Origin of the sequence: Methyloceanibacter sp. (assembly GCF_051306395.1) — a bacterium.
In the GTDB taxonomy this organism is placed as follows: Bacteria; Pseudomonadota; Alphaproteobacteria; order Rhizobiales; family Methyloligellaceae; genus Methyloceanibacter.
In genome coordinates this window covers 1-22,186 of the sequence record NZ_JBPPND010000022.1, presented here as the reverse complement: position 1 = coordinate 22,186, position 22,186 = coordinate 1, and the positions used below count along the sequence as shown (strand labels likewise).

The window sequence follows — 22,186 nt, the reverse complement described above, 5'->3', positions numbered from 1 at the left end:
TTCAGCGGCAGCCGATCCGGGCCAACGCTTCGTCGGCGAGCTTGCGGGTGAGGTCCCCGGCGCTTCGGTCCGCGACGGGCGCGGGGCCTTGACCCGACCAAAGCGGCGAAAAATCCATCGAGCCTTGAGATTCCGCCTTGGCCCGGAGCGGCGCAATGGCGGGGCGGCCGCGCGGAAAGGCCGATACGCCGGCGTTGACGAAGCCTTGCTCGCGCATGAAGCGGTTGACGATGCCGCGGGCCGGGCGCCCGGTCAGTACGTTGGTGATGGCCGTCTCGCGGTCAGGATCGGCAAGGGCTGCCCGATGTGCCGGATGGGTCCAGGCTTCGGGACAGAGCAGATAGGCGGTGCCCACCTGGACGGCGGAGGCGCCGAGCGCGAAGGCCCCGGCGATGGCGCGGCCGTCGGCGATGCCGCCCGCGGCGATCACCGGCAGGTCGAGGCGCGCGCGGATGCTGCGGACGAGCGCGAAGGTGCCGGTCTGGGTGGCGACTTCAGTCTCGAGAAACATGCCGCGATGGCCGCCGGCCTCGGCACCTTGGGCGATGATCGCATCCACACCGTGCTCGGCGAGAAAGACGGCTTCGCGGAGCGACGTGGCCGTGCTGATGACCTTGCAGCCGGCCTCCTTCACGCGAGCCAAGAGCCGCGCGGCCGGCAGGCCGAAATGGAAACTGACCACTTCCGGGCGCAGCGCCTCGACCACGGCGCACTCCTCCTCGCCAAAGGGTGCATGGCCGCGCGGCAGTGGCAGGGACGGCGGCTCTTCATGCAGTTCGGCGAAATAGGGCGCGAGGTGCAGCAGCCAAGCCCGGTCGCGCTCCTGGTCGTCGGGTGTCTCCTGGTGGCAGAAGAAATTGCAATTGAGCGGCGCCTTGGTGTGCGTCCGGAAGGTGGCGAGCCCCGCCTCGATCTCCTTCGGTGCGAGCACCGCGCAGGGCAGGGCGCCGAGTCCGCCGGCCTTCGCCACTTCGATCGCGACCTCGACGCCGGTCGAGTTGGCCATGGGGGCTTGAAGAATAGGCAAGGCGATGCCGAACAGATCGAGAATTCGGGTATCGGGCCAGGTCATGCAATCAACCTCGGCGCTTGCCCAAGAGGCGCAGACGCAAGGCGTTGAGCTTGATAAAGCCTTCGGCGTCCTTCTGGTCGTAGGCGCCTTCATCGTCCTCGAAGGTGACGATCTCGCTGGAGTAGAGCGACTTGCCGCTCGCCCGGCCGATGACGATGACATTGCCCTTGTAGAGCTTGAGCGTTACCTCGCCTTCGACGTTCTCTTGGCTCTTGTCCACGAGCGCCTGCAGCATCTCCCGCTCCGGCGCGAACCAGAACCCGTAATAGACGAGCTCGGCGTAGCGCGGCATCAGACTGTCTTTCAGATGCATGGCTTCGCGGTCGAGGGTCAGCGACTCGATGGCCCGATGCGCGGCGTAGAGGATGGTGCCGCCCGGCGTCTCGTACACACCGCGCGACTTCATGCCGACGAAGCGGTTCTCGACCAGGTCGACGCGGCCGATGCCGTTTTCCTTGCCGTAGGCGTTCAGCTCCGTGAGCAGCGCGGCAGGCGACAATTTCTTGCCGTTGATGGAAACAGGATCACCCTTCTCGAAGCCGATGGTGATGACGGTCGCCTTGTCGGGCGCCTCCTCAGGCGACAGCGTGCGCTGATACACGTAGGGCGGCGGCTCGGTGTTCGGGTCCTCCAGCACCTTTCCTTCCGAGGAGGAGTGCAGCAGGTTCGCGTCCACCGAGAACGGTGCTTCGCCGCGCTTGTCCTTGGCGACGGGGATCTGATGCTTCTCGGCGAACTCGATGAGGTCGGACCGCGAGGCGAAGTCCCATTCGCGCCAGGGCGCGACAACTTTGATGTCGGGGTTCAGCGCGTAATAGGTAAGCTCGAAACGCACCTGGTCGTTGCCCTTGCCGGTGGCGCCATGACACACGGCGTCGGCGCCGGTCAGCTTCGCGATCTCGATCTGGCGCTTGGCGATCAGCGGCCGGGCGATGGACGTGCCGAGCAGATACACGCCCTCATAGAGCGCGTTCGCCCGGAACATGGGGAACACGTAGTCGCGGACGAACTCCTCGCGCAGATCCTCGACGAAGATCTCCTTGATGCCGAGCAGCTCGGCCTTCTTGCGCGCCGGCTCCAGCTCCTCGCCCTGGCCGAGATCGGCCGTAAAGGTGACGACCTCGCAAGCGTAAGTCTCCTGGAGCCATTTGAGAATGATGGAGGTGTCGAGCCCGCCGGAATAGGCCAGCACTACCTTCTTGATGTCGGACATGGGAAACGGCCTCGGAGAATTGGGATTAAGGCGCGCCTTAGGCGACTCGGGTGATCAGTCGGCCGCGACTATAGGCGGGCCATGCGCTTGCGCAAGGGCCGGCGGGGTCGTCTGCCTCTAGAGGCAGGCGATCCGTTTGTGCAGATGCTGACCCGTATGGCGTAAGGTGCTGCCCGCGTGCGCCAGCGCCGTGCCGGTACCCGACAGCAGCGCCGCGGTGTTTCGATGCAGCGACACCGCGAAGCGCTCGATGAGCTTCTCCATGCGCGCGTCGTTCCGCCGGACCGGATCGAGCAAGAAGAAGTAAAGCGCCATGACGATGGCGATGGTGATGATCCCAGCAAAGACAATGTCGCTCACGAAATGGCGCCCGAAGATGACGCGCATGGCGCCGACGGAGGTGCCGAACACGACGGCCGTGCCCATGACCATGGGTCGGATCGGCGCGGGGGCAAGGGCGGCGGGCGCCACGACCCAAAAGGCCTGACTGGCCTCGCCGGACACAAAGGAGCAATTCCTCTCGCAGGCGCCGCCCGGCCGCCACCAGGGCTGGAAGTCGGCGGTGCCGGCGAACTGCTCGACGTGATTGGGACGCGGCCGTCCCCAGTTCTCCTTCAACAGGAGATTGGAGGTCAGCCCGGGACCGACGATGAACGAGGCGACGAGGAAGACCACCACCGACGGCGAGATCAGCATTTTGGAGCCGGGGAAGGCGATCTTGCGCAGCAGTGCGAACAACGCGGGGACCAGCAGCAGATGGGGAACTTCGATTTGTGGTCGTCAAAAAAGAGCCGCGCGACTTCGAGGTCGATCAGCGGATAGACAGCGAACACAAGACCGAAGACAAGTCCAAGTGCGACAGATGCGAGCAGCCAGCCGCGCGCCACGACAATTCCCCCTAAATGCTAATCTGGGACGACGCTAACCAGGCTCCGCGACAGTTCGGTGTGGCCGGGATGAAGTTTCGGCTGCAACCCAATGACGATTTGCCGAAGCTTGCGTGACAGGTTTGATGCGGATCAGTGCACAGGCTGTGGAAAGTGATCTCGTGTCTCATGCATGTTGCGGGGAACCTTGAGGCTGCCACTGGCGTTTTTGGCTGCGGGTCGGCGAAGAGGTGGAAGGCAATGCAAGGTCAAGTCAGTACGAACCGAGAACGCGAAACGCGCGATGCAATGACCGGTCGTTGGTGCGGCTTCGCGCGCCGGCGCAACATGGCGCGCGGCGCATGGCGCGAGACCGTGACGGACTACACGCCGGAGCCGTGGCTCCTAGCGTTCAAGCGGGATAGGACCGGCTTGCCGGTCAGGCCCGGGCACCGGCCAGGAGCCAATAGATAAAGCCGCCGGCGAATCCGGCCGTGGCGAAGATGGTCATATACTCGCCCGCGGGGATGTCTGGCGCGCCGTTCGCGTTCAGGCCGGCAAGAAGCGGAATGGCGGCGAGCGACGCGCCACCCGCCAGCACGTAGTACAGCCAAGACCGCAGGCGCAGCACCTCGCCCACCACGACTGCCACAAACGCCGGAAGGGCCGTCAGCGCCGGCGCCACGAAGCCGGTGAACAGCACCACGCCGAAGGCCGCGGCGCCCCCATGGCGGAACAAAGGATCGTTGGGCGCGGCGGCGCGGAGCTCATCGCCGACCCACATGGCGCCGAGCGCGAGCAGCACCGCGAGTGCGACGCCGACGGCAAGGCCGAAGGCCAGAACCACAACCAGGCCCCGCAAGATCAATCGCCCGATCACGCTTCGTCCTTTCTTCGCGCGGTGACGCAAGCCGCGTCCGCCTCTATATGACAGACAGAAGACTCTAACGGACCGGAGCCCATGGCCAAAATCGACTTCTGGTACGAGTTCGCCAGCACCTATTCCTATCCGACGGCCATGCGCATCGAGCGGCTTGCCGCGGACGAAGGCGTCACGGTGCGCTGGCGGCCGTTCCTTCTAGGTCCGATCTTCAAAGCGTACGGGTGGAACGACTCGCCGTTCAACATCTACAAGACCAAAGGGCGCTATATGTGGCGCGACCTCGAACGGGTCTGTGAAGCGGACGGGCTCGCGCTCACCCTGCCGCCGGTCCGGTTTCCGCAGAACGGCTTGAAGGCGGCGCGGCTCGCGCTGGCGGGCGAAGAGCAAGACTGGACGCCCGCTTTCACGCGCGCTGTGTTCGTCGCGAACTACGCCGAGCAGAAAGACATATCCGACGAGGCGACGTTGCGCGCGATCCTCATCTCGCTCGATGTCGACGCCGAGGCCGCGTTGGCCGCAGCCGGGTCGGAAGAGGTGAAAGAGGCGCTGAAAGCGCAGACGGCGGAGGCGCAAGCCCGCGGTCTCTTCGGCGCGCCGTCCTTCACCGTGGGCGATGAGCTGTTCTGGGGGAACGACCGGCTGGAAGCGGCGCTCGTTTGGGCGAGACGCTAAGCGTCACGCTTGGCGCTCAAGCCAGCGCAGAACTTCGTCTGCGTGCGCGTCGGGCGGGTACACGGGATAGAATACATGCTCGATTGTGCCGCCGCGCACGACGAGCGTGAGCCGTCTGATCAGGCGCATCCCATCCACCTCGAAGGTGGGAAGGCGAAGTGCATTGGTCAGCCGGAACTGGGCATCGCTTAGAATCTCAAACGGAAGATGCAGGCGGTCTGCCAGCTCGCGCTGATAGGCGGTATCTTGTGTGCTCAGCCCGAAGACGGAGGCACCGAGGCTGGCGAACTCGCCTTGATGATCGCGAAAGGCGCAGGCTTGGGGCGTGCAGCCGCGGGCGCCGGGAATGGCGTCCCAGCCGCCCGGCAGGTCCTCGCCCGGCACGCCGGTCCGTGGATAGCAATAGATGAGCGTGCGCCCGCTGCCGAGCGCTCCCACATCGACCTCGCGTCCAGCGGTTGAAGGGAGGACGAGGTGGGGCATGGACGTGCCGACGAGATGAGCGCAAGCGCCGTCGTCCACAGGGACCGGCAAGTCAGACGGAAGATCGTGCAGGCCGCTCAAACCGAGGCCGCGAGGCGCTCGGAGGCACGTTGCTTCAGGCTGGTGCTCTTGAGCTGGCCGCAGGCCGCCATGATGTCGCGGCCGCGCGGCGAGCGCACCGGGCTCGCATAGCCGGCGCGATTCACGACTTCGGCGAACTTTTCGATCTGCTCCCAGTCGGAGCACTCGTACGGCGCGCCCGGCCACGGATTAAACGGGATCAAATTGATCTTCGCCGGAATCTTGGCGAGCAGTTTCACCAGGGCCTTGGCGTCGGCGATGGAGTCGTTCACGCCCTTCAGCATGACATATTCGAAGGTGATGCGTTTGGCGTTCGCGAGGCCGGGATAAGCGCGGCAGGCATCCAACAGCTCGGCGATGGGCCACTTCTTGTTGATGGGCACGAGTTCGTCGCGCAACTCATCGCGGACCGCATGCAGCGAGATGGCGAGCATGGTGCCGGCCTCTTCGCCCCAGCGGGGAATCTCCGGCACAATGCCCGAGGTGGACAGGGTCAGGCGCCGACGGGAGATGGACAGACCGTCGCCGTCGGCGACGATGGCGCAGGCGTCCCGGACGTTGTCGAAATTGTAGAGCGGCTCGCCCATGCCCATGAGCACCACGTTGGTGATCTTGCGCTCGCCGCTGGGGAGGCCTGTCGGGTCGGGTGGTACCGCGCCCGGCCAGTCACCGATGCGATCGCGGGCGAGCATGATCTGGCCGACGATCTCGCTGGTGCTGAGATTGCGCACGAGCCGCTGAGTGCCAGTGTGGCAGAAGGTGCAATTGAGCGTACAACCTACCTGGCTCGAGATGCACAGCGTGCCGCGGTCCTCTTCGGGGATGTAGACCGTCTCGACTTCCTTGCCGTCGGCGAGACGGAGCAGCCATTTGCGCGTTCCGTCGACCGAGACCTGCTCGGTAACGATCTCCGGGCGTGCCAGCGTGAAATGCGCGGCAAGCTCCCCGCGCAGTTCCTTGGCGATATCCGTCATAAGCTCGAAATCGGTGGCCCCGCGCACATAGGTCCAGCCCCACAGCTGGCTCACGCGCATGCGCCGCTGCCGCTCCGGCACGCCGAGATCGTCCAGGCGTTCGGCAAGCGCGGCGCGGGTCATCCCGACAAGGCACGCTTTCGGGCGGGTTTCGGCGCCCGGCGGCGCGGGATCTATGAACGTGGTCGCAGTCATGGCTCCTCATATCATGAGGCGAGCCGGAAATGCCAAGAGGCGGAGAAGGAGCCGGGAACGGGGGCGGCGGAGGGTCCTAGCCGCTACACTCCTTGGCGATGCGATCCAGCGCATCGGTGGTGCCGCTCAAGGAGTAGTTGTCGCTCGTACTGGTGCCGCGGGCGGAGCGCCCTTGGACCGTCATGGAGCTTCCCGCCTTCAAGGCGCCCACGAGCTTGGCCTCGTCCTCGGTCTTCTCGACAAAGCCGCCTTCGTCCTTGGTGAAGAGTTCGAACTTGTCGCTGCCGATGGTCACGGTGACCTTCGCGCCTGGCGCGAAGGGATAGCCCATCTTCACGCTGATCTCGCCGGCGATCTTATCGCCGGGATAGTGCGACACGTAAAAATAGATCGGCCCCCGGCGCACGTTCTTGGGACTCGAATCCCGGGGCTGCGACACGGCAAAGCAGACCTTGGGACTGCCTTCGGACGTGTAGGCAGCCCAGTCATTGTATTTTTGCAGAAGTTTGACTTCTTGCGCGAGAACTGGCGTCGCACTCAACGCCACAATCACGCAAGCAGCTCCAACGGCTCGGCGCATCTCCCCGTCCCCGTGTCGTGAGCAGACGTACGCATGAATTCGGCACAGTCTTTACTGGTTCAGGGCCTTAGGTCAAGCCTGCGGCCTTCGCCGCTTGGGCGGGCCCTGGACATGGGGGGCGGGCGCTGTCGGTTCGGCCCCTTCGCTGACCGGCCGGGGCGCGAAACGGCCGACGGTGCGGATGCGGTCATACATGACGATGGCGCCGGCCGTGGCGACGTTGAGCGAGAACGTCGTGGGAATGCGGACCACATTCTGGCACCTGGCGACCAGCTCCGGGCTGAGCACGCCGCGCTCCGGCCCCAGCACATAGGCGGCGCGCAAGGGATGTGGAAAACTCGGCAAGTCGGCGGCGCAATCGAGGATCTCGATGCCGACCAGGCTACAACCCTTGGGCAACTGCATCTCATCCAGGCTCCGCCAGTGATAGACCGGGACGTGACCGTCGGCGCGGGAGGTATCGGCGCTCACCTGAAGCGCGCGCTCGTCAGCGCCGAGCGTGAAGACGAAGCTCGCGCCGAAAGCATGGGCGGAGCGCAGGAGATTGCCCAGATTCACCGGCTTGGAGATGCCTTCGGCCCCGATGCCGAAATACCCGCGCATGTTTGGAAGTAGCGGTTTCACAACTTTTCTCTGCCATAAGCCACGGACCAGCAAAAGGCGGCTCGAAAGGTTGCGCTAACCTAGAGACCGCGTCAAAAAGCCAAGCTCTTCAATCTGTCGAATTAGAGCCGCCGCGGATTATGTCGGGCAGCTCTCATACCTTCGTCGAAACGTGGAGCCGTCCATGCGCGTCGTGCAGTTCAATGAGTTTGGCGGGATTCAGGCCCTGCGCCTGGAGGACGTCGATGCTCCCAGCCCGGGGCCGGGCGAGATCCTCCTCAAGGTCAACGCGGTCGGGCTGAACTTCTTCGACACCCTCGTGCTGCGCGACAAATATCAAATCTCCCCGCCGCTGCCGTTTTCACCCGGCGCCGAAGTCGCCGGCACCGTCGAGGTGCTTGGCGAAGGCGTGACCGAGTTTGCGGTGGGCGAGCGGGTGGTGGCGTTCATCGGCGGCAATGGCTGCCGCGAGCGGATCGTCACCAAGGCGAAGAATGCTGTCCCCATCCCCGACGGCGTGAGCGACGACGTGGCGGCGGGTGTCGTCATCACGTACGGCACGGCGCTGCACGCGTTCAAGGACCGGGGGGATCTGAAGCCCGGCGAAAGCGTGGCCGTGCTCGGCGCCGCGGGCGGCGCCGGCGTCGCGGCGGTCGAGATCGCCAAGCTGATGGGCGGGCGCGTCATCGCCGTGGCCTCCTCGGAAGACAAGCTCGCCTTCGCCAAAGCCCATGGCGCCGACGAAGGCGTCAATTATTCGGAGGCCGATCTCAAAAAGAAGCTGAAGGAGCTTACGCTTCCGACCGGCGTCAACGTGCTCTACGACTGCGTTGGCGGCGACGCGGCGGAGCCGAGCTTACGCGCCATGGCGTGGGAGGGGCGCTATCTCGTGCTCGGGTTTGCCTCGGGCGAGATTCCTCGTATCCCGCTCAACCTCGTGCTGCTTAAGGGCTGCGAGATCGTCGGCGTGTTCTGGACGTCCTTCGTCGAGCGCGAGCCCGAGACGCATCGCGCCAATACGGCGCAGATTCTTCAGTGGTGCAGGGACGGCAAGATCGTGCCGCACATCCACGAGACCTTCCCGCTCGAAGATACGCCGAAGGCCTTGGCGCTGATCGAAGGCCGCAAAGTCACCGGCAAGGTGATTGTCCATCCGCAAGAGTAGGCGGACGCTGCTCACGTTTGCTTGGGCAGCTCCGTGTCGAGCGCGCGGGCGGCGGCGGCGCGGTGCGTCGGTGTGATGTGCGAAGACACCAGACCGGTCACGGCGCTTAGCAACGCTATGTCATCGGCGAAGCCGAGGCCGCCCAGAATGTCGGGGATGAAGTCGGTCGGCAGGATGAAGTAGGCGAGCGCCGCGAGCAGCATGCCGCGCACCCGGATCGGCGTGGCCGGATCGAGCGCGCAGTAATAGGCGGCGACGAGGTCTTGGGCGAAGGGAACGCGCGAGGCGAAGCGCTTCAGCTTCACCCAGAAGTCCCGGCGCACCTTGCGCTCCCGCTCGGAAAACGCGCCCACGGAAACCCGCCGCCCGAGCGCCGCCTCGCGCAAATTGCCCGCATCATTGAAAGCGATCATCGTATGCCACCTCATGGACCGTTCGGAAGGCCCCAAAACCTTGATAGACATAGGGTCGGCACCCGCAAGCTGCAAGGCGCGCCAGGCTTGCGCGAACGGCCACGGCTGTGCGATGGGACCGGGCCATGGCCAAGCACCGCATCCTGTTCGTCTGTCTCGGCAATATCTGCCGCTCGCCCATGGCCGAGGGTGTCTTCCGGCGCGTCGCCGAGGATGCCGGGATGCTGCATCTATTCGAGATCGACTCCGCCGGCATGGGCGACTGGCACAAGGGCGAGGCGCCGGACCATCGCGCTCAAAAAGCCGCGCTTAGCCGGGGCGTCGATATTTCCGGTCAGGCGGCGCGGAAGGTCGAGCTCGAGGACTTCGATGATTTCGATCTGGTGCTGGCGATGGACGGGTCGAATATCGAGGACCTCTACGACATCGCGCCTCATGCGGCCCGCGCCAAGATCCGCCGCTTCCTCGACTACGCGCCCCATGTCGGTACGCAAGACGTGCCCGATCCTTATTACGGCGGGGCGGAGGGCTTCGACAACGCGCTCGATCTGATCGAGGCGGCCGCGCAAGGCTTGCTCGCCGAACTCACGAAAGAGACGGAGAGGGACGCCTAGTCCTTGATTCCGAACGCCTCGGCGAGATCCCGGTCATAGGCGAGATTGCCGGTGCCGTCCGCGTCATAGGCGTCGTCGAGCTCGTAAGCCGCCTCGATGACGTAAGGGCCGCCGCCCACCGAGTTCCGCGACGAATAGAGCACGAAGCGGCTCACGGTGAAGCGCTCGACCGCAACGTTTCCTTGGCGTTCCAAATAGGTGGCGACGGCATCCGGGCGCACGCCGCGCAGGCGCGCCAGGGTTACGTGAGGCTTGAAGTTGCGGCCCTCGGGCGGAAGCCCCGCCTCGCGCGCGGCCCGGTCATTGGCGCGCCGCAAGCTGTCGAGCTCAGGGGACGGTTTGACCCCGGCGAAGAGGGCGCGCGGCTTGTTGCCGCCGAAGCTGTCGAGCCCATTGAGCTGCAGTTCGAAAGGCGGCACCGCGATCTCACCCAGGGCATTGGTGAAGTCGCGCGCGGTGGCGCCGTCCACGTCGCCGATGAAGCGCAACGTCAGGTGATAATTCTCGGGGTCGATCCAGCGCGCGCCGCTCAAACCGGAGCGCAGCATAGTGAAACGTTCGGCGATGCTGCGGGGTATCTCGAGGGCTGAGAATAGCCGGGGCATGTCGGGCGACTCACTTCCTACCCCGAGAATCAAGGGCAGGGGTTGGGGTAGTCAAGGTGGATTTGGTCGATGTCCTCAAGGACTTGGCCGGAAAGCTTCAAATCCGCGGCGTCGATATCCGTCTTGAGCTGCTCCATGGTGGTGGCTCCGATAATCGCCGAGGTGACGAAAGGACGCGACACCGCGTAGGAAATCGCCATCTGCGCCGGGTCGAGCCCGTGCTTCTTGGCGAGCGCCACGTAGGCGGAAATGGCGCGCGGTCCGTTGCCCTTCTCGTAGCGGCCCAACCGGTCGAACAGAGTCTTGCGGGACTTGGGCGGCAGGGCGCCGTGCTCATATTTGCCGGTGAGATAGCCTTGGCCGAGCGGCGAGTAGGCGAGCAGGCTCACCTGCTCCTCATAGGTGATCTCCGACAGGCCGATCTCGTAGGAGCGGTTCACCAGGTTGAAGGCGTTCTGCACCGAGACGATCCGCGGCAGACCATGCATCTCGGCGAGCTTCAAGAAGCTCATCACCCCCCACGGCGTCTCGTTGGAGAGGCCGATGAAACGAACCTTGCCGTCGCGCACGAGCGCACCGAGCGTTTCGAGGATGTCGTGGATCGTGTGGGAGTCGCCGGGCAGCCGCTCATATTCGAGACCTTCGAAGATGCGCATGGGCCGGTCGGGCCAATGGAGCTGGTAGAGATCGATATAGTCGGTCTTCAGCCGCGCGCGACTCTTGTCGAGCGCTTCGTTGATTTGTGCCGCGCTTTGCCGTGAGAGCTTGGTCTCGTCGCGCAGCCAATCGATCTTGGTGCTGCGGCCGGCGACCTTCGTGGCGATCAGCACCTTGTCGCGGTTCTTCCGGCCGGCAAGCCAGGTCCCGATGACGTCTTCGGTGCGGCCTTGTGTCTCGGGCTTTGGCGGAATGGGATAGATCTCTGCCGCGTCGAACAGGTTGATGCCGAGGTCGAGCGCATAGTCCATCTGGCCGTGACCTTCGGCCTCCGTGTTTTGCTCGCCAAAGGTCATGGTGCCGAGGGTGAGCGCGCTTACCTTCACGCCGGTGCGGCCAAGCTCGCGGTACTCCATCGTTCCTCCGTGTTAACATGCCCGTAAGGCTAACAGAGTCTTACCCAGGGCCGCCCTAACCCTGTTGTTAAGGAGTGGGCGCGTAAGAAGGAAGTCACAATGCTGCCAGGCACGAAACCGGGGCGCGGATCGGCATTGAACGGGATGGTACAAGATTTCGCAGGGGCGCGATGACCAAGCCAGACGGCGGCGCGGCCGCTCCTAAGCCACAAGAGATCGGGCCTTGCTTTCACGAAACGTGGGAGCAGCGCTTGCGGCGCTGGGGGCTCGGCGTTCTCTACGCCTTGAAGCCGTCGCGCATTGCGCTTCTTCCGCGGCTTTGGTTGATGACGCTTGCCTACTATCTGACGCCGCGGCCCGAGCGCGATGCGTTGCCCGCTTTGCCGCGCTTCTATTCCGACCGCGGTCTGATAGGCATCAGCAACGACCTCTCCGTGCCAGCATTGAACGCGAATTACGCGCGGGGCTACTTTCCCGTCTGTCATATCGGCCCCATGAAATGGTGGTGTCCGGAGGAGCGCGCGGTGCTTGATCCTGCGGAGTCGCACGTGGGCAACAATGTGCGCCGCCTGATCCGGCGGCACAAATTCACCGTCACCATGGACACGGATTTCGCGGGTGTGATGGAAGCATGCGCGCGGCCGCGCGAGCACAAGTTTCCGCTCACCTGGATCACGCCGCAAATCATGCGCGCCTTCTGGAACGCTTACATTGCCGGCCATGCCCATTCCGTCGAAGTATGGGACGAGAAGGGGAATCTGGTGGGCGGACTTTATGGTCTCGCCATCGGCCGGGTCTATTTCGGCGAATCGAAGTTCTCCCGCGTGCGGGACGCTTCCAAGGTTGGCACCGCCTATCTTCACCGGCACCTCGCCGACTGGGGATATCTCCTGTGCGACGCCAAGTGGATGACGCCGCATCTCGAGACGTTCGGCTACCACCCCATGCCGCGCGACCAGTTCCTGTCGCTGCTGCCTTGGTACATGGAGGAGCCGAGGCATGCGGGGCGCTGGGAGATCGACCCGGCGCTCAACCCTGCCGATTGGCAGAGAGAGCCCAAGGACAGTTCGTCCGCGCCCGCCTCGACGCCGCGCCAGGTGGCGTGAGGACGGTCCCATGCCACGATCCTGGAGCCGGCCGGGCGTCCATGGGCCTGCTTGGATCGCGCCGCTGCTGTCCCGGCTGTTCACCACGTCGTCGCTTCTTTCGCTCGCCCGTGTTGCCGGCGCGCTCGCCGGTTTCATCACCCAGATCGTTCTGGCGCGGACGCTGCACGCCTCGGCCCTCGGCGTGTTCTATTCGGTCACGAGCCTTGCCGCCGTGGTCGGCCTTATCGCGGCGCATGGTTATCCGGCCATCGCACCGCGCTTCCTGTCGCGCTACCGCGAGCAGGGCAAAGAAAGCCTGATCGCCGCGTTCGTGGCGCGGGCGCGCAAAGACGCCACGGTCTATGTCACCATCGCCACCGCTGCCGTGCTGGCCTTCGCTCTCCTATGGCCGACGCTCAGTTTCGAAGCGCGGCTTGCCACCATCGCCGCGGCTCTGTCGATTCCGGCCAACGCCGCACTGCGGCTGAACGGCTCGCTCGCCGCCGCCATACGGCGCTTCGCGCTCGCCTATTTGCCCGACACCTGCATTCGGCCGTTCGTATTGCTGGGCGGCATCGTGCTCCTGATCGGCGCCGGTGTGACGCTCACCGCGGCCAATGTCACGGCGCTCCTGACTGTCGTGTTCATCGGTCTGGCGCTCGTCCAGTACGTTCTGCTGCGCAAGGACATCCCGCATGGCGTGGCTCTGGCCGCCAGCGCGCAAGACGCGCCGCCCCGGCTGGTGAAGATCTGGCGGCGCGAGGCGACGCCGCTGATCCTGGTGGCGCTGTTCACCTTTTTCTTCGCCGATGTGGACATCCTGCTGGTCACGCCGCTTCTGCCGAGCGCCGACACCGCCATTGTCGGACTCTGCCTTAAGCTCGCGCTGCTCGTCGGCTTCGCGGTGCAGGTGGCGCATCAGGTGGTGGTGCCGGACCTGGCGGACGCTCATGCGCGCAAAGAGCATGGGGCCATTCGCGCCGTTATTCTGAAGACGCTCGGCTTTCCGCTCGCCGTGACCATCGCCGCGCTGGTGATCGTGGCGCTCTGGGGCGAGACCATCCTCTCGCTGTTCGGCCCGGAGTTTACCGGCGCCAAAATTCCACTGCTCATTCTGCTTGGCTGCCAGCTTGCCCGCGCGGTGTTTGGACCCAACGTGCCGTTGCTCACGGTGATCGGCGCGCAGCGCCAGAACGCGGCGCTTGCCGTCGCGGCGCTCGTGGTGCTCGGTCTCGCCAATGTGGTGCTGGCGCCGGCTTACGGCGTGCTCGGCGCGGCGCTGGCCGTCGCCATCGCCACGCTCTTCTGGCTCGGGGCGTGCTCGATCGTGCTGGCGCGTTTGAGCGGGCTCAGGACCGACGCGATCTATCTGCTTGTCCGGCTCGCGTCGGGTCGTCAGGCTCCCAACTAGGCGAGAGGCTGGACCGGCGTCTCGATGGCGCCGACGGGCTCCGCTTCTTCCGCCGCTTCCTCGGTGGCGAACATATAGGTGAAGATCAGCCACAGCACGAAGGCCGCGATGATGAGAATCGCGACGGCCTTGCCGAAGACGCCGAAGGATAGGGGCATAGGCGGACGCTCGCTTCCGGTTTGCTTCGCGGGCCGCGACCGTAGCCAAACGCACCCGGCCGATCAATGGACTTCGGCGCGCGCTCAGTGCTCTTGCATTGTCTCGCCGATCCAGCCGTAGAAAGCGGCCACCCGCGAATAGACGCCCGGGAGGGCGCCGCCGCAGCCCCGGCCCCAGCTCACCACGCCGACCTGGGTGAAGCTCGTTCCATCCTCGTCGGCCACGACCAGCGGGCCGCCTGAGTCGCCTTGGCAAGAATCTTTGCGCGTGCCGCGGCGCATGGCGCAGATCTCGGTCTCCGCAATCTCACTGCCGGCGGCCTCGAAGGCCGCGGCGCAGGTGTCGTTGTCGACCCAGTCGACCTCGACCTGATGGAGCTTGCGCGGATGGCTCACTTTCTCCTCCGCATCGGAACCGAACGAACCCAGCAACTTGGCGACGTCCTCATCGTAGGGATCCCACATGGCGCCCCAGCCGGTGACCACGACCTTGGCGCCGGGGGCGAGCAGCGTCCCTTCGGTCGCGGGGCCGGCGAGCGCCACGGTCTTGGGTTCCTCCGCGGGCTTCTCTAGCTTGAGGAGTGCAATGTCGGCCTTGGCGGCGTCGGCGCACGCGGTGTCGCCCTCGCAGGCGGCGTATTTGGGATGGATGTGAATCTCCGCCACCGCGACCTTGGTGGTGGCCTCGCGATCGGTAGAGCCGTAGCCGATAACCACTTCGCTCGGTTCAATGGCGCGCTTGGCGTCGCTGTGACCCCGATACAGGCAGTGTGCCGCCGTCAGCACCCATTGGGCATCGATCAGCGAGCCGCCGCAGCTGCCCTTCTCGTCCTCGAAGGAATCGTAGAGCCGGACTTGGTACTGATACTTGCCTTCGGGCGCGGGCGTGCCGTCGACGATCATCTCGACGTCTTCCTCGGCAAGCGCAGGCGCAAGCACGGCGAACACGCCGAGAGCGGAAGCAACAGCAAAGACGATGCGCATGGGCAGGCTCGTTATGGGGACGCCGGTGCGGGCTCGGGAGCGTTCTCGGTCATGGTCTGCTCGATCCAATCGGAGAAGGAGGCAACCCGCGCGAACACGTTGGGATTGCCGGCGCGACCGCAGCGGTCGCCCCAGCTCACCACGCCGATCTGCACGTAGCGCCTCGGCTCCTCGGCGAGGACGACAAGCGGCCCGCCGGAATCGCCATAGCAGGAATTCGTCACCGAGCGCGGCTTCAGGGCGCAGATCTCGCTGTCGGCGATGCCGAGCTGCTGCGGCTCATAGATGGCGCGGCACTCGTCCCTGGCCATGACGTGGATGTCGGCCTCGTGAAGCTTGCGCGGGAAGCTGAGCTTCTCGGTGACGTCCGCTTGAGGGGCGACCTTGGAGAGGAGCTCGACGACCTCTTTGTCTTCCGGATCCCAAATCGCGCCCCAGCCGGTGACCGTCACCTTGACGCCGCGCGTGACGAGGGCTTTCTCCGTGTCGGGGTTGGCGATCTCCACCATCTTGGCGCCGGGGATGGGCTCCTTCAGCTTGACGAGAGCGACGTCGCTGCCGCCGGACAGAGCCTTCTCCAGATAAAGTGGATGGACGATGATCTTCTCGCTTTCGATCTTGGTGGTCTCGACGCGGTCGGTGCTGCCATAGCCCACAAACACCGTCTCGACCGGCTCTTGCGGACCTTGCGCCTCGGAGCCCTCGACGACGCAGTGGCCCGCGGTCAAGATCCATTGCGGGTCGACGATCGAGCCGCCGCAGAAGCCCTTTTCGTCGTCGGCCGACGCGTAGAGACGGACCTGATAGGGAAATTTGCCGGGCTTCGCGGGCTTGCCGCCCACGATCATCTCGGTGTCGGGCTGATCCTTGGCGAACGCCAGGTTCGCGGACAGCCCGACAAGCAAGACCAATATGAGCGAAATCAAACGCCTCATCGAAAAACCTCCGCTCAGTTCCCGCCCATTGTGCCCTTGATCCAATCGGAGAAGGACGACACGCGGGTGTAGACGCCAGGGAATAGCGGGTTCCCGCATTGCGGGCCCCAGCTCACGATGCCCACTTGCTCATCGCCGCCGCCCTTGGGCACGCCGAGGGGGCCGCCGGACTCGCCGAAGCAGGAATCCTTGCCGCCGCGCGGGCCGGTGGCGCAGATCTCGGTGTCGCCGATGGTGAAGGCGGAAACCTGGAGCTGGTCGTAGACAGCCTTGCACTCTTGCGGATCGATCACCTCGATATCCACCTCATGCAGAAGGCGCGGCGCCTGGAGTTCCTCGTCGTTGAGAAGCCGCCGCTCGGAGACCGTCCGGCGTCCCGCCATCACGTCCATGGCGTTATTGAAGGCCTGGAAGTCCCAGATCGCGCCCCAGCCGGTGACGGTGGCTCTGGCGCCGGGCTGCAACAGGGCTTGCGTGGCGCCGTCGCCGGCATACGAAACCGCGGGCGCATCGGGTATCGGCTTGGAGAGCTTGACGAGCGCGACGTCGGCTTTCTTCCCGTCCGCATAGTCCGGATGGACGAAGATCTTCTCGCTCTCGATCTTGGTGGTCTTGGTGCGGTCCACGTCGCCGAAGCCCACGACGACGCTGTCGGTGTCGACCAGGCAGTGCGCCGCGGTCAGAACCCATTGCTTGTCGATGATCGAGCCGCCGCAAAACCCGATCTCGTCATCCATGCTATCGTAGAGGCGGACCTGCCAGGGATACTTGCCGGCCTCGGCCGGCGCGCCGCCGACAATCATCTCGGTGTCGGTCTCGCCGAGCGCCGGCGCGTTCAGGGCGCAGACCAGGCCGGCGGCCAGTAGAATGTTCGAAAGGACTTGCACTCGCGTCATTCAAGGTCTCCACGGATGTTTTTGTTGTTTGGGCGCGTGTGACTAATCGTGGGTGGGCTTATATTTGCGGACATTTTAACTATGGCCAACAACGCTGTACATTAAACTTTGTTGAGATTGAATAAGGGGCGAGATGCGTCTGGCGCATTGCCGCTAAGATGTTTCATCGGGGCTGGTGAGTGACCATGGAACCGCAGGACGCAAGCGCGGCGCTCGACGCCATGGAGCAGATCGTCGAGCTCCGTCGCGCCGATCCCGACATGCTGTTGCCCGAGCTCGCGACGCTGCTTCTCGGCTTGCAACGAAACTCGCCGCACCGGCCCCGCGTGCACCGGCTGATGGGCGTCGTGCACAACAGGCTGAAGCTCGACCGCGACGCCTTGCGGGAGCTGCGGGAAGCAAAGGCGCTGGCCCAATCCGCCGACCCGCCCAACTATCGCGAGCTCGCCAAGATCGGCCGGGAGACGGCGGTGGTCTACGCCTGGCGCGGCGACGATCGCCGCGCGGCCGCCGAGCTTCTGCCGGCGCTGGCCTTCGCCTCGCTCGCGGACGACACGGCGGAGGTCGCCAAGATCATCGCCGAGTTCGGACGCATCGAGCTCGAGGCGCAGCGTTTCGACAACGTCGCCATGCTGTTCGGTCATCTCGTCTCGGATGCATCGCCTTTGGAGCTTCCGCCGCGCGAGGCGCAGCGCGTGCGCGTCAATCTCTGCCAGGCGCTGAACCGGCTCGGCCGTCACGAAGAGGCGGTGCAGCATGTCGCGGCGTTGCACGCTGACGTCCCGGAGAGCGAAAAACGCTTGCGCTTCCTTACGCGGCTGGAAATGGCGCGGGCTTGCGCCGGGCTCGGCCGCCACGAGGAGGCGGAAGCGGCGCTGCACGAGGCCGAGAAGCTGCTGCCGGAGAAGGACAGCGCCTTCGAGCGCGCCGAGTTCATCGAAGCGTTGACCGAGCTGCAGGAGACGAAGGGCGGCCCGCCTGCGGTGAAAAGCCTCGAACATCTGATCGAGAACTACGCGGAGCAGCGGCTCGTGGTGCGCGAATCCGTGGCGCGCCGCGCCTTGGCGAACGCGTTGTTCAAGCTCGGCGATGCAGATCAGGCCCGCGAGGCGCTGGCGCAGGGTCTGCGCAATGCGCTGCAATACAATCTGGTGGAAGTGGCGGACGAAATCCGCGCCGACATGCTGAAGAGTGCGGGCGCCGAGCATCTGGAAGAACTGGCCGAAGCCATCGATGTGATCGGCGGCGGCACGGCGCTGGAGCGGCGCTTTATCCGTTTGGGGCATCTCGGCAAAGGCGGCGTGGGCGAGGTCTGGCGCGCCATCGATATGGCCGACGGCCAGAACGTCGCGCTCAAGCGGGTCGATCTCCGGGGCCTGCCGGTGAGCGATCGCCAGACCGCCATAAACACCATCAAGACGGAATATGCCGCGGCGACGAAGCTCGAAGATCCTCGCTTCGCCCGCGTGCTCGATCTGCGCATGGCGCCGGGCGGGGCGCTGTACATCGTGCAGCGCTTCGTGGAAGGGCCGACGCTGCGGGAGCTCTACACCTCGGATGCCGAACCGGAGCGGCTGCTCGAGCTTCTCGCCGGTGTCGCCGATGCGCTCACCGTGCTTCATGCGCGCGGCATCGTGCATCGCGACCTCAAACCGGAGAACGTTATCGTGACCCGCGGAGAGCAGGGCCGCGAGTGGCCGGTGTTGATCGATCTCGGCATCGCGCTTGTGGCGGGGCGTGCGGATGCGCTGAAGCATTTCGGCACGGCGCCTTACGTGGCACCCGAGCAGGTGGCCGGCGCGGCCGTGGATGCGCGGGCCGACGTCTACGCGCTCGGCCAGATGATCGCCGAGATTTGGGGCGGCGCGGTGCCGGGGCCGCAACGTGCCGGACTCGGCCGGCTGTGGCACAAACGGGCGCAAGGCGAGGGCATGCCGCGGGCGATCGGCGACATCGTGCGCGACATGCTGGCGCCGGAGCCTTCCCGCCGGACCGGCGATCTCAGCTACGTGGCCGAGGCGCTCAGGAGCCAGTGTCAGCAGAGGGCGTAGGTTCGGGCCATTCATAGGCGTAGAGCTCATAGTCCGCGGGTTGGTCGACGAGACTCCAGACGATGATCTCGACTGTCCTCGGCTTGTCGGCGGTGATCCAGGCGGTCGGCGCCAGCTCCAGCTCGCTCGTCTGGCGGGGATCCTTAGCGTCGCGCAGGAACTTCGACGTGGATCGATCTTTGAGATTGATGCCGATGGGCACTCCGCTCTTCGAATCGGCGATGAAGCCGTAAATTTTCCCCGGCTCCACCTCATAGGTGTATGTGTTCGACACGAGCTTCAGCCTGTCGCCCCCGCCGGCGAGCTTGGCGTCGCCGCCGCCGGCGATCAGCGTTTCCTTTGGCTCGTCAACTTCGTAGCGCGACTTGGCCAGCTTCACGAAATCCTGCACGGCGACATCGAAGTAATCGTCGAACTGGGCGCCTTGCGCCTTCCAGTATGTCTTGTCCTCGGCGAGCTTCTCGTCCGCCTCGCCGTTCTCGAGCTCCGAAAGCAAGTCGACGCGCTGGGCGAAATTGATCAGCGCGGCGCTCGGCACGCGGATCTTGGCGTTCATCGCCTCGCTCTTGTCCTTGAACACGGTGGTGTTGCCGCCGTTGACGATGCCGATGACCTTGCCGCTCGGGGCGATGAGGGGGCTTCCGCTCACGCCGCCGGTGACCGGCACCGAGTGCTGGATGAGTAAGCGGTGCTCGGGCTCGGCGCGCACCATGAATACGTCGGTCAGCGCGCTGATATAGCCGAAGCGAAGCTGGCCGGGCGCCTTGGGTGCGGTATCGCTGCCGGCTAGCCCTTCGACGGGAAAGCCGACCGAGGCGACCGGCGTGCCCGGCGTGAGTGCCTCCAGCTCCTCCGGCGAAGCAAAGCTAAGCGTCGTGGGGAGCTTCACGCTCGGATCGATCTCAATGATGCCTACGTCGTATTCGTTGATGAGATCGAGCGGCGTGAACTCGCCCCAGCGGGTGGTCCCTTGGGTGGCCTTGTAGCTCTTGAAGGCCAGATAGCCGGGATGGGAGATCACGTTCTCGATCTCGATCTTCTCGCCGGCGGGTCCGATCAGAAAGAACTCGTTTTCGCGATCCTTGATGGCCTCGGTGACGTGGGCGTTGGTGGCGAGCTTGCCGGGCGCAAACGCCCAAGCCGTGCCTTCCGCCTCAACGGCACCGCCGTCATTGCGCGCCACGAGATAGACGGCGGCCGCAAGTCTATCCAAATCAGCCTGCCTGAACTCCTTTTCCGCACGCTCCGCGGCCTCGGCGCGGGCGAGGGCGATCTCGTCAATAAGATCTCTTTGGATCGTCCAGATGTAGCCGATCACGCCGGCGATCACGAGGGCGAGCAGGGCGCCGCCGATCCCGACATTGCGCCCGAGGCGGCTGGTCGAGGTGGTCATCTTGCGCTGGTCGGCGGTGACGGGGAGACCCTGCACGGACGGCGCGCCGATCTCGACCTCGAAACCGGGGCCGTCCTTGCGCCCAAGCCGGAAGGTGCTGCCGGAGGTCACCGGCGTGCCGTTATCCACGGGCTTGCCGTTCATTGCCACATAGCGGGTGCCGAACAGCTCCACGGTGTAGTCGCCGGCGCGCGTACGCCGCAGCTCGAAATGGCGGCGGCCGACCACGTCGAATTCGGGCGGGTAGACCACTTGCGCGACCTCGCGGTCGCGGCCGAACAGAATGGCGTGCACGCTGTCGTCGAAGAGTTCCTTCTGGCCCTTGAGCGGACCGCTTGTGTGGAGGATGGTGATAGTCATCGTTTGCGGGCTCCGGTCTTGACGGGCTCGACGGTGAAGATCGGGAGAGACGGGCGGCTGCGGAGAACGTGGTGCTCGGCCTCATCGGTGGACGGGGCGGCTTCGGCGCGACCCACGGGCACGAGCCGAACCGCGTCGCCTTGGTCGAACTTGGCTTGCGCGGCGTAGGCCTCCGTCGCCAGCACGCTCTCCAAGGGAAGACCAGGCAGGTCGTCGGCCGCTTGGAGGCGCGCGATCAGCTTCTTGTCGGGGCTCGGACCTCGGCCGAGCACGAGGCCGAAGTCGCAGATCACGCGAAGGGGGTGCTTCGCTTTCCGCGCCGCGCTGACGGCGGCCTGCGCCGTCGCAAGCGCCTGCGCGGTCGTCTCGACCACGAGGCAGCAGCCGCGCCGTCCGTCGCGATGGGTGCGCTCGACCGTCTCCAGGCCCTTGCCGATCCGCTTGAACAGCTTGTCGAGGGCGGTGGACTTCGCCTCGGGTGCGCCGTCCCACAGAAACACCACGGGACGGAAGGCGGTCTCACCGCGGTCGCTCTTCTGCCGCTTGGGCCGGGGGTGCGGATAGGGGATAAGGTCGAAGGGCCGGCCGGCTTTGCGCCAGTCGGCGAAGACGCGGTTCGCGCCGGCGACGCTGTCCGGCTCGGTGTCGTCGGAGACGACGATCAGGCCGCAGGCGGTCTGCAGCATGGCGGCGCGCTGGAGCGCGCAGCCGGCTGCGTAGCGGAAGCCATAGAAAAAGTAGCCGTCGAGGTCGCGCTCGACCGGGTCTTGCGGGTCCATGATGGTGAGCGTGCACGGCCCGTGCTTGCCGTCGAGGATGGCGCGGAAGCGCTTCTCCCATTTGCCGGGCGCGTCCGGCGGGTCGCCGATCCTGACCGACATGTCGATGAAGCGCTCGGTGTTGAACGGCAGCACCGCCTCGAACTCCGCGCCCATCTTGAGCGCGGTCTCGGCCAAAATGATGTCGGAGCCGCAAGCCAATGCGCCGTAGACGAAGCCCACATTATGCGCGGCGAACAGCGCCTCGGCGCGCTCGCGGATGACGGCTTCGGTGGCGTCTTGAGCTTGCGCATCGAGCTCCGCGCCGCGGAACAGGTGGCCGGAGATCGCCGCCACATTGCGGGGGCGGAGCGCGTCGATAAGCACGTCGAGATTGCTGTCGATCATGGTGCCGATGCGGCGGAACTGAAGCACGGTGGAGGCTTGGGCGCCGGCGTCGGCGCCGCGGGCATCACGCGCTTTGAGGAGCACGTCCTTGGCTTCTCCGCCCCGGCCGACGATCAGAAGCGCCTCGGCAAGCGTGGCGAGGGGCCAGTAGTCTTCAGCGTCTTGCGGCACGGTAGCGGTGAGGAGTGCCGCGATCTTCCGGGCGGTCTTGGTGTCGCCTGCGCAGAGCGCCATGGTGGCGGCGTTGATGCC

23 protein-coding genes are annotated in these 22,186 nt (G+C 65.4%); 6 read left to right on the top strand and 17 right to left on the bottom strand.

What is annotated here, in order from left to right; translation table 11 throughout:
* Window position 1: 1 nt before the first annotated feature.
* The 4 genes from ACSLE4_RS02080 to ACSLE4_RS02065 all read right to left on the bottom strand — a co-directional run bounded on the left by ACSLE4_RS02080 (window position 2) and on the right by ACSLE4_RS02065 (window position 4,031).
* Window positions 2-1,072: an NAD(P)H-dependent flavin oxidoreductase gene (locus ACSLE4_RS02080; RefSeq protein ID WP_435902835.1), complete on the bottom strand. Its 1,071-nt coding sequence runs from the start codon at window positions 1,070-1,072 to the stop codon at window positions 2-4.
* Between the two features lie 4 nt (window positions 1,073-1,076).
* The gene (locus ACSLE4_RS02075) at window positions 1,077-2,285 is read right to left on the bottom strand and encodes an argininosuccinate synthase (RefSeq protein WP_435902834.1); all 1,209 of its coding nucleotides are present in this window, start codon (window positions 2,283-2,285) and stop codon (window positions 1,077-1,079) included.
* Between the two features lie 117 nt (window positions 2,286-2,402).
* Window positions 2,403-3,023 (bottom strand): phosphatase PAP2 family protein, encoded by a 621-nt coding sequence (locus tag ACSLE4_RS02070; RefSeq protein WP_435902833.1) that lies wholly within the window; start codon window positions 3,021-3,023, stop codon window positions 2,403-2,405.
* A 567-nt stretch (window positions 3,024-3,590) separates the two neighbouring features.
* Window positions 3,591-4,031: a hypothetical protein gene (locus tag ACSLE4_RS02065; protein ID WP_435902832.1), complete on the bottom strand. Its 441-nt coding sequence runs from the start codon at window positions 4,029-4,031 to the stop codon at window positions 3,591-3,593.
* Window positions 4,032-4,112: 81 nt separating this feature from the next.
* On the opposite strand from ACSLE4_RS02065, the gene ACSLE4_RS02060 reads away from it, so the two are divergent.
* Window positions 4,113-4,706: a 2-hydroxychromene-2-carboxylate isomerase gene (locus ACSLE4_RS02060; protein WP_435902831.1), complete on the top strand. Its 594-nt coding sequence runs from the start codon at window positions 4,113-4,115 to the stop codon at window positions 4,704-4,706.
* A 3-nt stretch (window positions 4,707-4,709) separates the two neighbouring features.
* Here ACSLE4_RS02060 and ACSLE4_RS02055 read toward each other — a convergent pair whose 3' ends face one another.
* The 4 genes from ACSLE4_RS02055 to ACSLE4_RS02040 all read right to left on the bottom strand — a co-directional run bounded on the left by ACSLE4_RS02055 (window position 4,710) and on the right by ACSLE4_RS02040 (window position 7,622).
* Window positions 4,710-5,270, bottom strand: coding sequence for a peroxiredoxin (locus tag ACSLE4_RS02055; RefSeq protein WP_435902830.1), 561 nt, complete (start codon window positions 5,268-5,270; stop codon window positions 4,710-4,712).
* The gene (gene rlmN, locus ACSLE4_RS02050) at window positions 5,267-6,439 is read right to left on the bottom strand and encodes a 23S rRNA (adenine(2503)-C(2))-methyltransferase RlmN (protein ID WP_435902829.1); all 1,173 of its coding nucleotides are present in this window, start codon (window positions 6,437-6,439) and stop codon (window positions 5,267-5,269) included. Before rlmN ends, ACSLE4_RS02055 begins: the two co-directional genes overlap by 4 nt.
* A 76-nt stretch (window positions 6,440-6,515) precedes the next feature.
* On the bottom strand, window positions 6,516-7,019 hold the full coding sequence (locus tag ACSLE4_RS02045; protein ID WP_435902828.1) for an invasion associated locus B family protein: 504 nt from the start codon (window positions 7,017-7,019) through the stop codon (window positions 6,516-6,518).
* A gap of 72 nt (window positions 7,020-7,091) precedes the next feature.
* Window positions 7,092-7,622 carry an RNA methyltransferase gene (locus ACSLE4_RS02040; protein ID WP_435902827.1) on the bottom strand — a complete coding sequence of 177 codons (531 nt, stop codon included), beginning with the start codon at window positions 7,620-7,622 and terminating at the stop codon, window positions 7,092-7,094.
* 184 nt (window positions 7,623-7,806) lie between these two features.
* On the opposite strand from ACSLE4_RS02040, the gene ACSLE4_RS02035 reads away from it, so the two are divergent.
* Entirely contained in the window at window positions 7,807-8,787 is a 981-nt protein-coding gene (locus tag ACSLE4_RS02035; RefSeq protein ID WP_435902826.1) for an NADPH:quinone oxidoreductase family protein, read from the top strand.
* An 11-nt stretch (window positions 8,788-8,798) separates the two neighbouring features.
* Here ACSLE4_RS02035 and ACSLE4_RS02030 read toward each other — a convergent pair whose 3' ends face one another.
* Window positions 8,799-9,200, bottom strand: coding sequence for a YkvA family protein (locus ACSLE4_RS02030; protein ID WP_435902825.1), 402 nt, complete (start codon window positions 9,198-9,200; stop codon window positions 8,799-8,801).
* Window positions 9,201-9,325: 125 nt separating this feature from the next.
* Here ACSLE4_RS02030 and ACSLE4_RS02025 point away from each other — a divergent pair, with 125 nt between their 5' ends.
* Window positions 9,326-9,814 carry a low molecular weight protein-tyrosine-phosphatase gene (locus ACSLE4_RS02025; protein ID WP_435902824.1) on the top strand — a complete coding sequence of 163 codons (489 nt, stop codon included), beginning with the start codon at window positions 9,326-9,328 and terminating at the stop codon, window positions 9,812-9,814.
* Here ACSLE4_RS02025 and thpR read toward each other — a convergent pair.
* Window positions 9,811-10,419, bottom strand: a complete 609-nt coding sequence (thpR, locus tag ACSLE4_RS02020) for an RNA 2',3'-cyclic phosphodiesterase (protein WP_435902823.1) — start codon at window positions 10,417-10,419, stop codon at window positions 9,811-9,813. The genes ACSLE4_RS02025 and thpR overlap by 4 nt on opposite strands.
* 29 nt (window positions 10,420-10,448) lie before the next feature.
* On the bottom strand, window positions 10,449-11,492 hold the full coding sequence (locus tag ACSLE4_RS02015; protein WP_435902822.1) for an NADP(H)-dependent aldo-keto reductase: 1,044 nt from the start codon (window positions 11,490-11,492) through the stop codon (window positions 10,449-10,451).
* A gap of 170 nt (window positions 11,493-11,662) precedes the next feature.
* On the opposite strand from ACSLE4_RS02015, the gene aat reads away from it, so the two are divergent.
* Window positions 11,663-12,598 carry a leucyl/phenylalanyl-tRNA--protein transferase gene (gene aat / locus ACSLE4_RS02010; protein ID WP_435902821.1) on the top strand — a complete coding sequence of 312 codons (936 nt, stop codon included), beginning with the start codon at window positions 11,663-11,665 and terminating at the stop codon, window positions 12,596-12,598.
* Window positions 12,599-12,608: 10 nt separating this feature from the next.
* The gene (locus ACSLE4_RS02005) at window positions 12,609-13,991 is read left to right on the top strand and encodes a lipopolysaccharide biosynthesis protein (RefSeq protein ID WP_435902820.1); all 1,383 of its coding nucleotides are present in this window, start codon (window positions 12,609-12,611) and stop codon (window positions 13,989-13,991) included.
* Here ACSLE4_RS02005 and ACSLE4_RS02000 read toward each other — a convergent pair.
* The 4 genes from ACSLE4_RS02000 to ACSLE4_RS01985 form a co-directional block, all read right to left on the bottom strand.
* Window positions 13,988-14,149: a hypothetical protein gene (locus ACSLE4_RS02000; RefSeq protein ID WP_435902819.1), complete on the bottom strand. Its 162-nt coding sequence runs from the start codon at window positions 14,147-14,149 to the stop codon at window positions 13,988-13,990. The two genes, ACSLE4_RS02005 and ACSLE4_RS02000, sit on opposite strands and share 4 nt — an antisense overlap.
* Before the next feature lie 84 nt (window positions 14,150-14,233).
* Window positions 14,234-15,133: a S1 family peptidase gene (locus ACSLE4_RS01995; RefSeq protein WP_435902818.1), complete on the bottom strand. Its 900-nt coding sequence runs from the start codon at window positions 15,131-15,133 to the stop codon at window positions 14,234-14,236.
* A gap of 11 nt (window positions 15,134-15,144) precedes the next feature.
* Window positions 15,145-16,068: a serine protease gene (locus ACSLE4_RS01990; RefSeq protein WP_435902817.1), complete on the bottom strand. Its 924-nt coding sequence runs from the start codon at window positions 16,066-16,068 to the stop codon at window positions 15,145-15,147.
* A gap of 14 nt (window positions 16,069-16,082) precedes the next feature.
* Window positions 16,083-16,964, bottom strand: coding sequence for a S1 family peptidase (locus tag ACSLE4_RS01985; RefSeq protein WP_435902816.1), 882 nt, complete (start codon window positions 16,962-16,964; stop codon window positions 16,083-16,085).
* A gap of 185 nt (window positions 16,965-17,149) precedes the next feature.
* On the opposite strand from ACSLE4_RS01985, the gene ACSLE4_RS01980 reads away from it, so the two are divergent.
* A complete protein-coding gene (locus tag ACSLE4_RS01980) occupies window positions 17,150-19,015 on the top strand; it encodes a serine/threonine-protein kinase (RefSeq protein WP_435902815.1) in 1,866 nt (621 codons plus the stop codon).
* On the opposite strand, the gene ACSLE4_RS01975 is transcribed toward ACSLE4_RS01980, so the two are convergent.
* Window positions 18,987-20,768 (bottom strand): trypsin-like peptidase domain-containing protein, encoded by a 1,782-nt coding sequence (locus tag ACSLE4_RS01975; RefSeq protein WP_435902814.1) that lies wholly within the window; start codon window positions 20,766-20,768, stop codon window positions 18,987-18,989. The two genes, ACSLE4_RS01980 and ACSLE4_RS01975, sit on opposite strands and share 29 nt — an antisense overlap.
* On the bottom strand, window positions 20,765-22,186 hold a 1,422-nt coding region (locus ACSLE4_RS01970; RefSeq protein ID WP_435902813.1), incomplete at its 5' end, for a hypothetical protein. The genes ACSLE4_RS01970 and ACSLE4_RS01975, both read right to left, overlap by 4 nt.

Bases quoted from the DNA above. Each gene is read 5' to 3' on its own strand.
- ACSLE4_RS02080 (WP_435902835.1), bottom strand. From the start codon at position 1,072: ATGACCTGGCCCGATACCCGAATTCTCGATCTGTTCGGCATCGCCTTG.
- ACSLE4_RS02075 (WP_435902834.1), bottom strand. From the start codon at position 2,285: ATGTCCGACATCAAGAAGGTAGTGCTGGCCTATTCCGGCGGGCTCGAC.
- ACSLE4_RS02060 (WP_435902831.1), top strand. From the start codon at position 4,113: ATGGCCAAAATCGACTTCTGGTACGAGTTCGCCAGCACCTATTCCTAT.
- rlmN (WP_435902829.1), bottom strand. From the start codon at position 6,439: ATGACTGCGACCACGTTCATAGATCCCGCGCCGCCGGGCGCCGAAACC.
- ACSLE4_RS02045 (WP_435902828.1), bottom strand. From the start codon at position 7,019: ATGCGCCGAGCCGTTGGAGCTGCTTGCGTGATTGTGGCGTTGAGTGCG.
- ACSLE4_RS02040 (WP_435902827.1), bottom strand. From the start codon at position 7,622: ATGCGCGGGTATTTCGGCATCGGGGCCGAAGGCATCTCCAAGCCGGTG.
- ACSLE4_RS02035 (WP_435902826.1), top strand. From the start codon at position 7,807: ATGCGCGTCGTGCAGTTCAATGAGTTTGGCGGGATTCAGGCCCTGCGC.
- ACSLE4_RS02030 (WP_435902825.1), bottom strand. From the start codon at position 9,200: ATGATCGCTTTCAATGATGCGGGCAATTTGCGCGAGGCGGCGCTCGGG.
- ACSLE4_RS02025 (WP_435902824.1), top strand. From the start codon at position 9,326: ATGGCCAAGCACCGCATCCTGTTCGTCTGTCTCGGCAATATCTGCCGC.
- thpR (WP_435902823.1), bottom strand. From the start codon at position 10,419: ATGCCCCGGCTATTCTCAGCCCTCGAGATACCCCGCAGCATCGCCGAA.
- ACSLE4_RS02015 (WP_435902822.1), bottom strand. From the start codon at position 11,492: ATGGAGTACCGCGAGCTTGGCCGCACCGGCGTGAAGGTAAGCGCGCTC.
- aat (WP_435902821.1), top strand. From the start codon at position 11,663: ATGACCAAGCCAGACGGCGGCGCGGCCGCTCCTAAGCCACAAGAGATC.
- ACSLE4_RS02005 (WP_435902820.1), top strand. From the start codon at position 12,609: ATGCCACGATCCTGGAGCCGGCCGGGCGTCCATGGGCCTGCTTGGATC.
- ACSLE4_RS02000 (WP_435902819.1), bottom strand. From the start codon at position 14,149: ATGCCCCTATCCTTCGGCGTCTTCGGCAAGGCCGTCGCGATTCTCATC.
- ACSLE4_RS01995 (WP_435902818.1), bottom strand. From the start codon at position 15,133: ATGCGCATCGTCTTTGCTGTTGCTTCCGCTCTCGGCGTGTTCGCCGTG.
- ACSLE4_RS01990 (WP_435902817.1), bottom strand. From the start codon at position 16,068: ATGAGGCGTTTGATTTCGCTCATATTGGTCTTGCTTGTCGGGCTGTCC.
- ACSLE4_RS01985 (WP_435902816.1), bottom strand. From the start codon at position 16,964: ATGACGCGAGTGCAAGTCCTTTCGAACATTCTACTGGCCGCCGGCCTG.
- ACSLE4_RS01980 (WP_435902815.1), top strand. From the start codon at position 17,150: ATGGAACCGCAGGACGCAAGCGCGGCGCTCGACGCCATGGAGCAGATC.
- ACSLE4_RS01975 (WP_435902814.1), bottom strand. From the start codon at position 20,768: ATGACTATCACCATCCTCCACACAAGCGGTCCGCTCAAGGGCCAGAAG.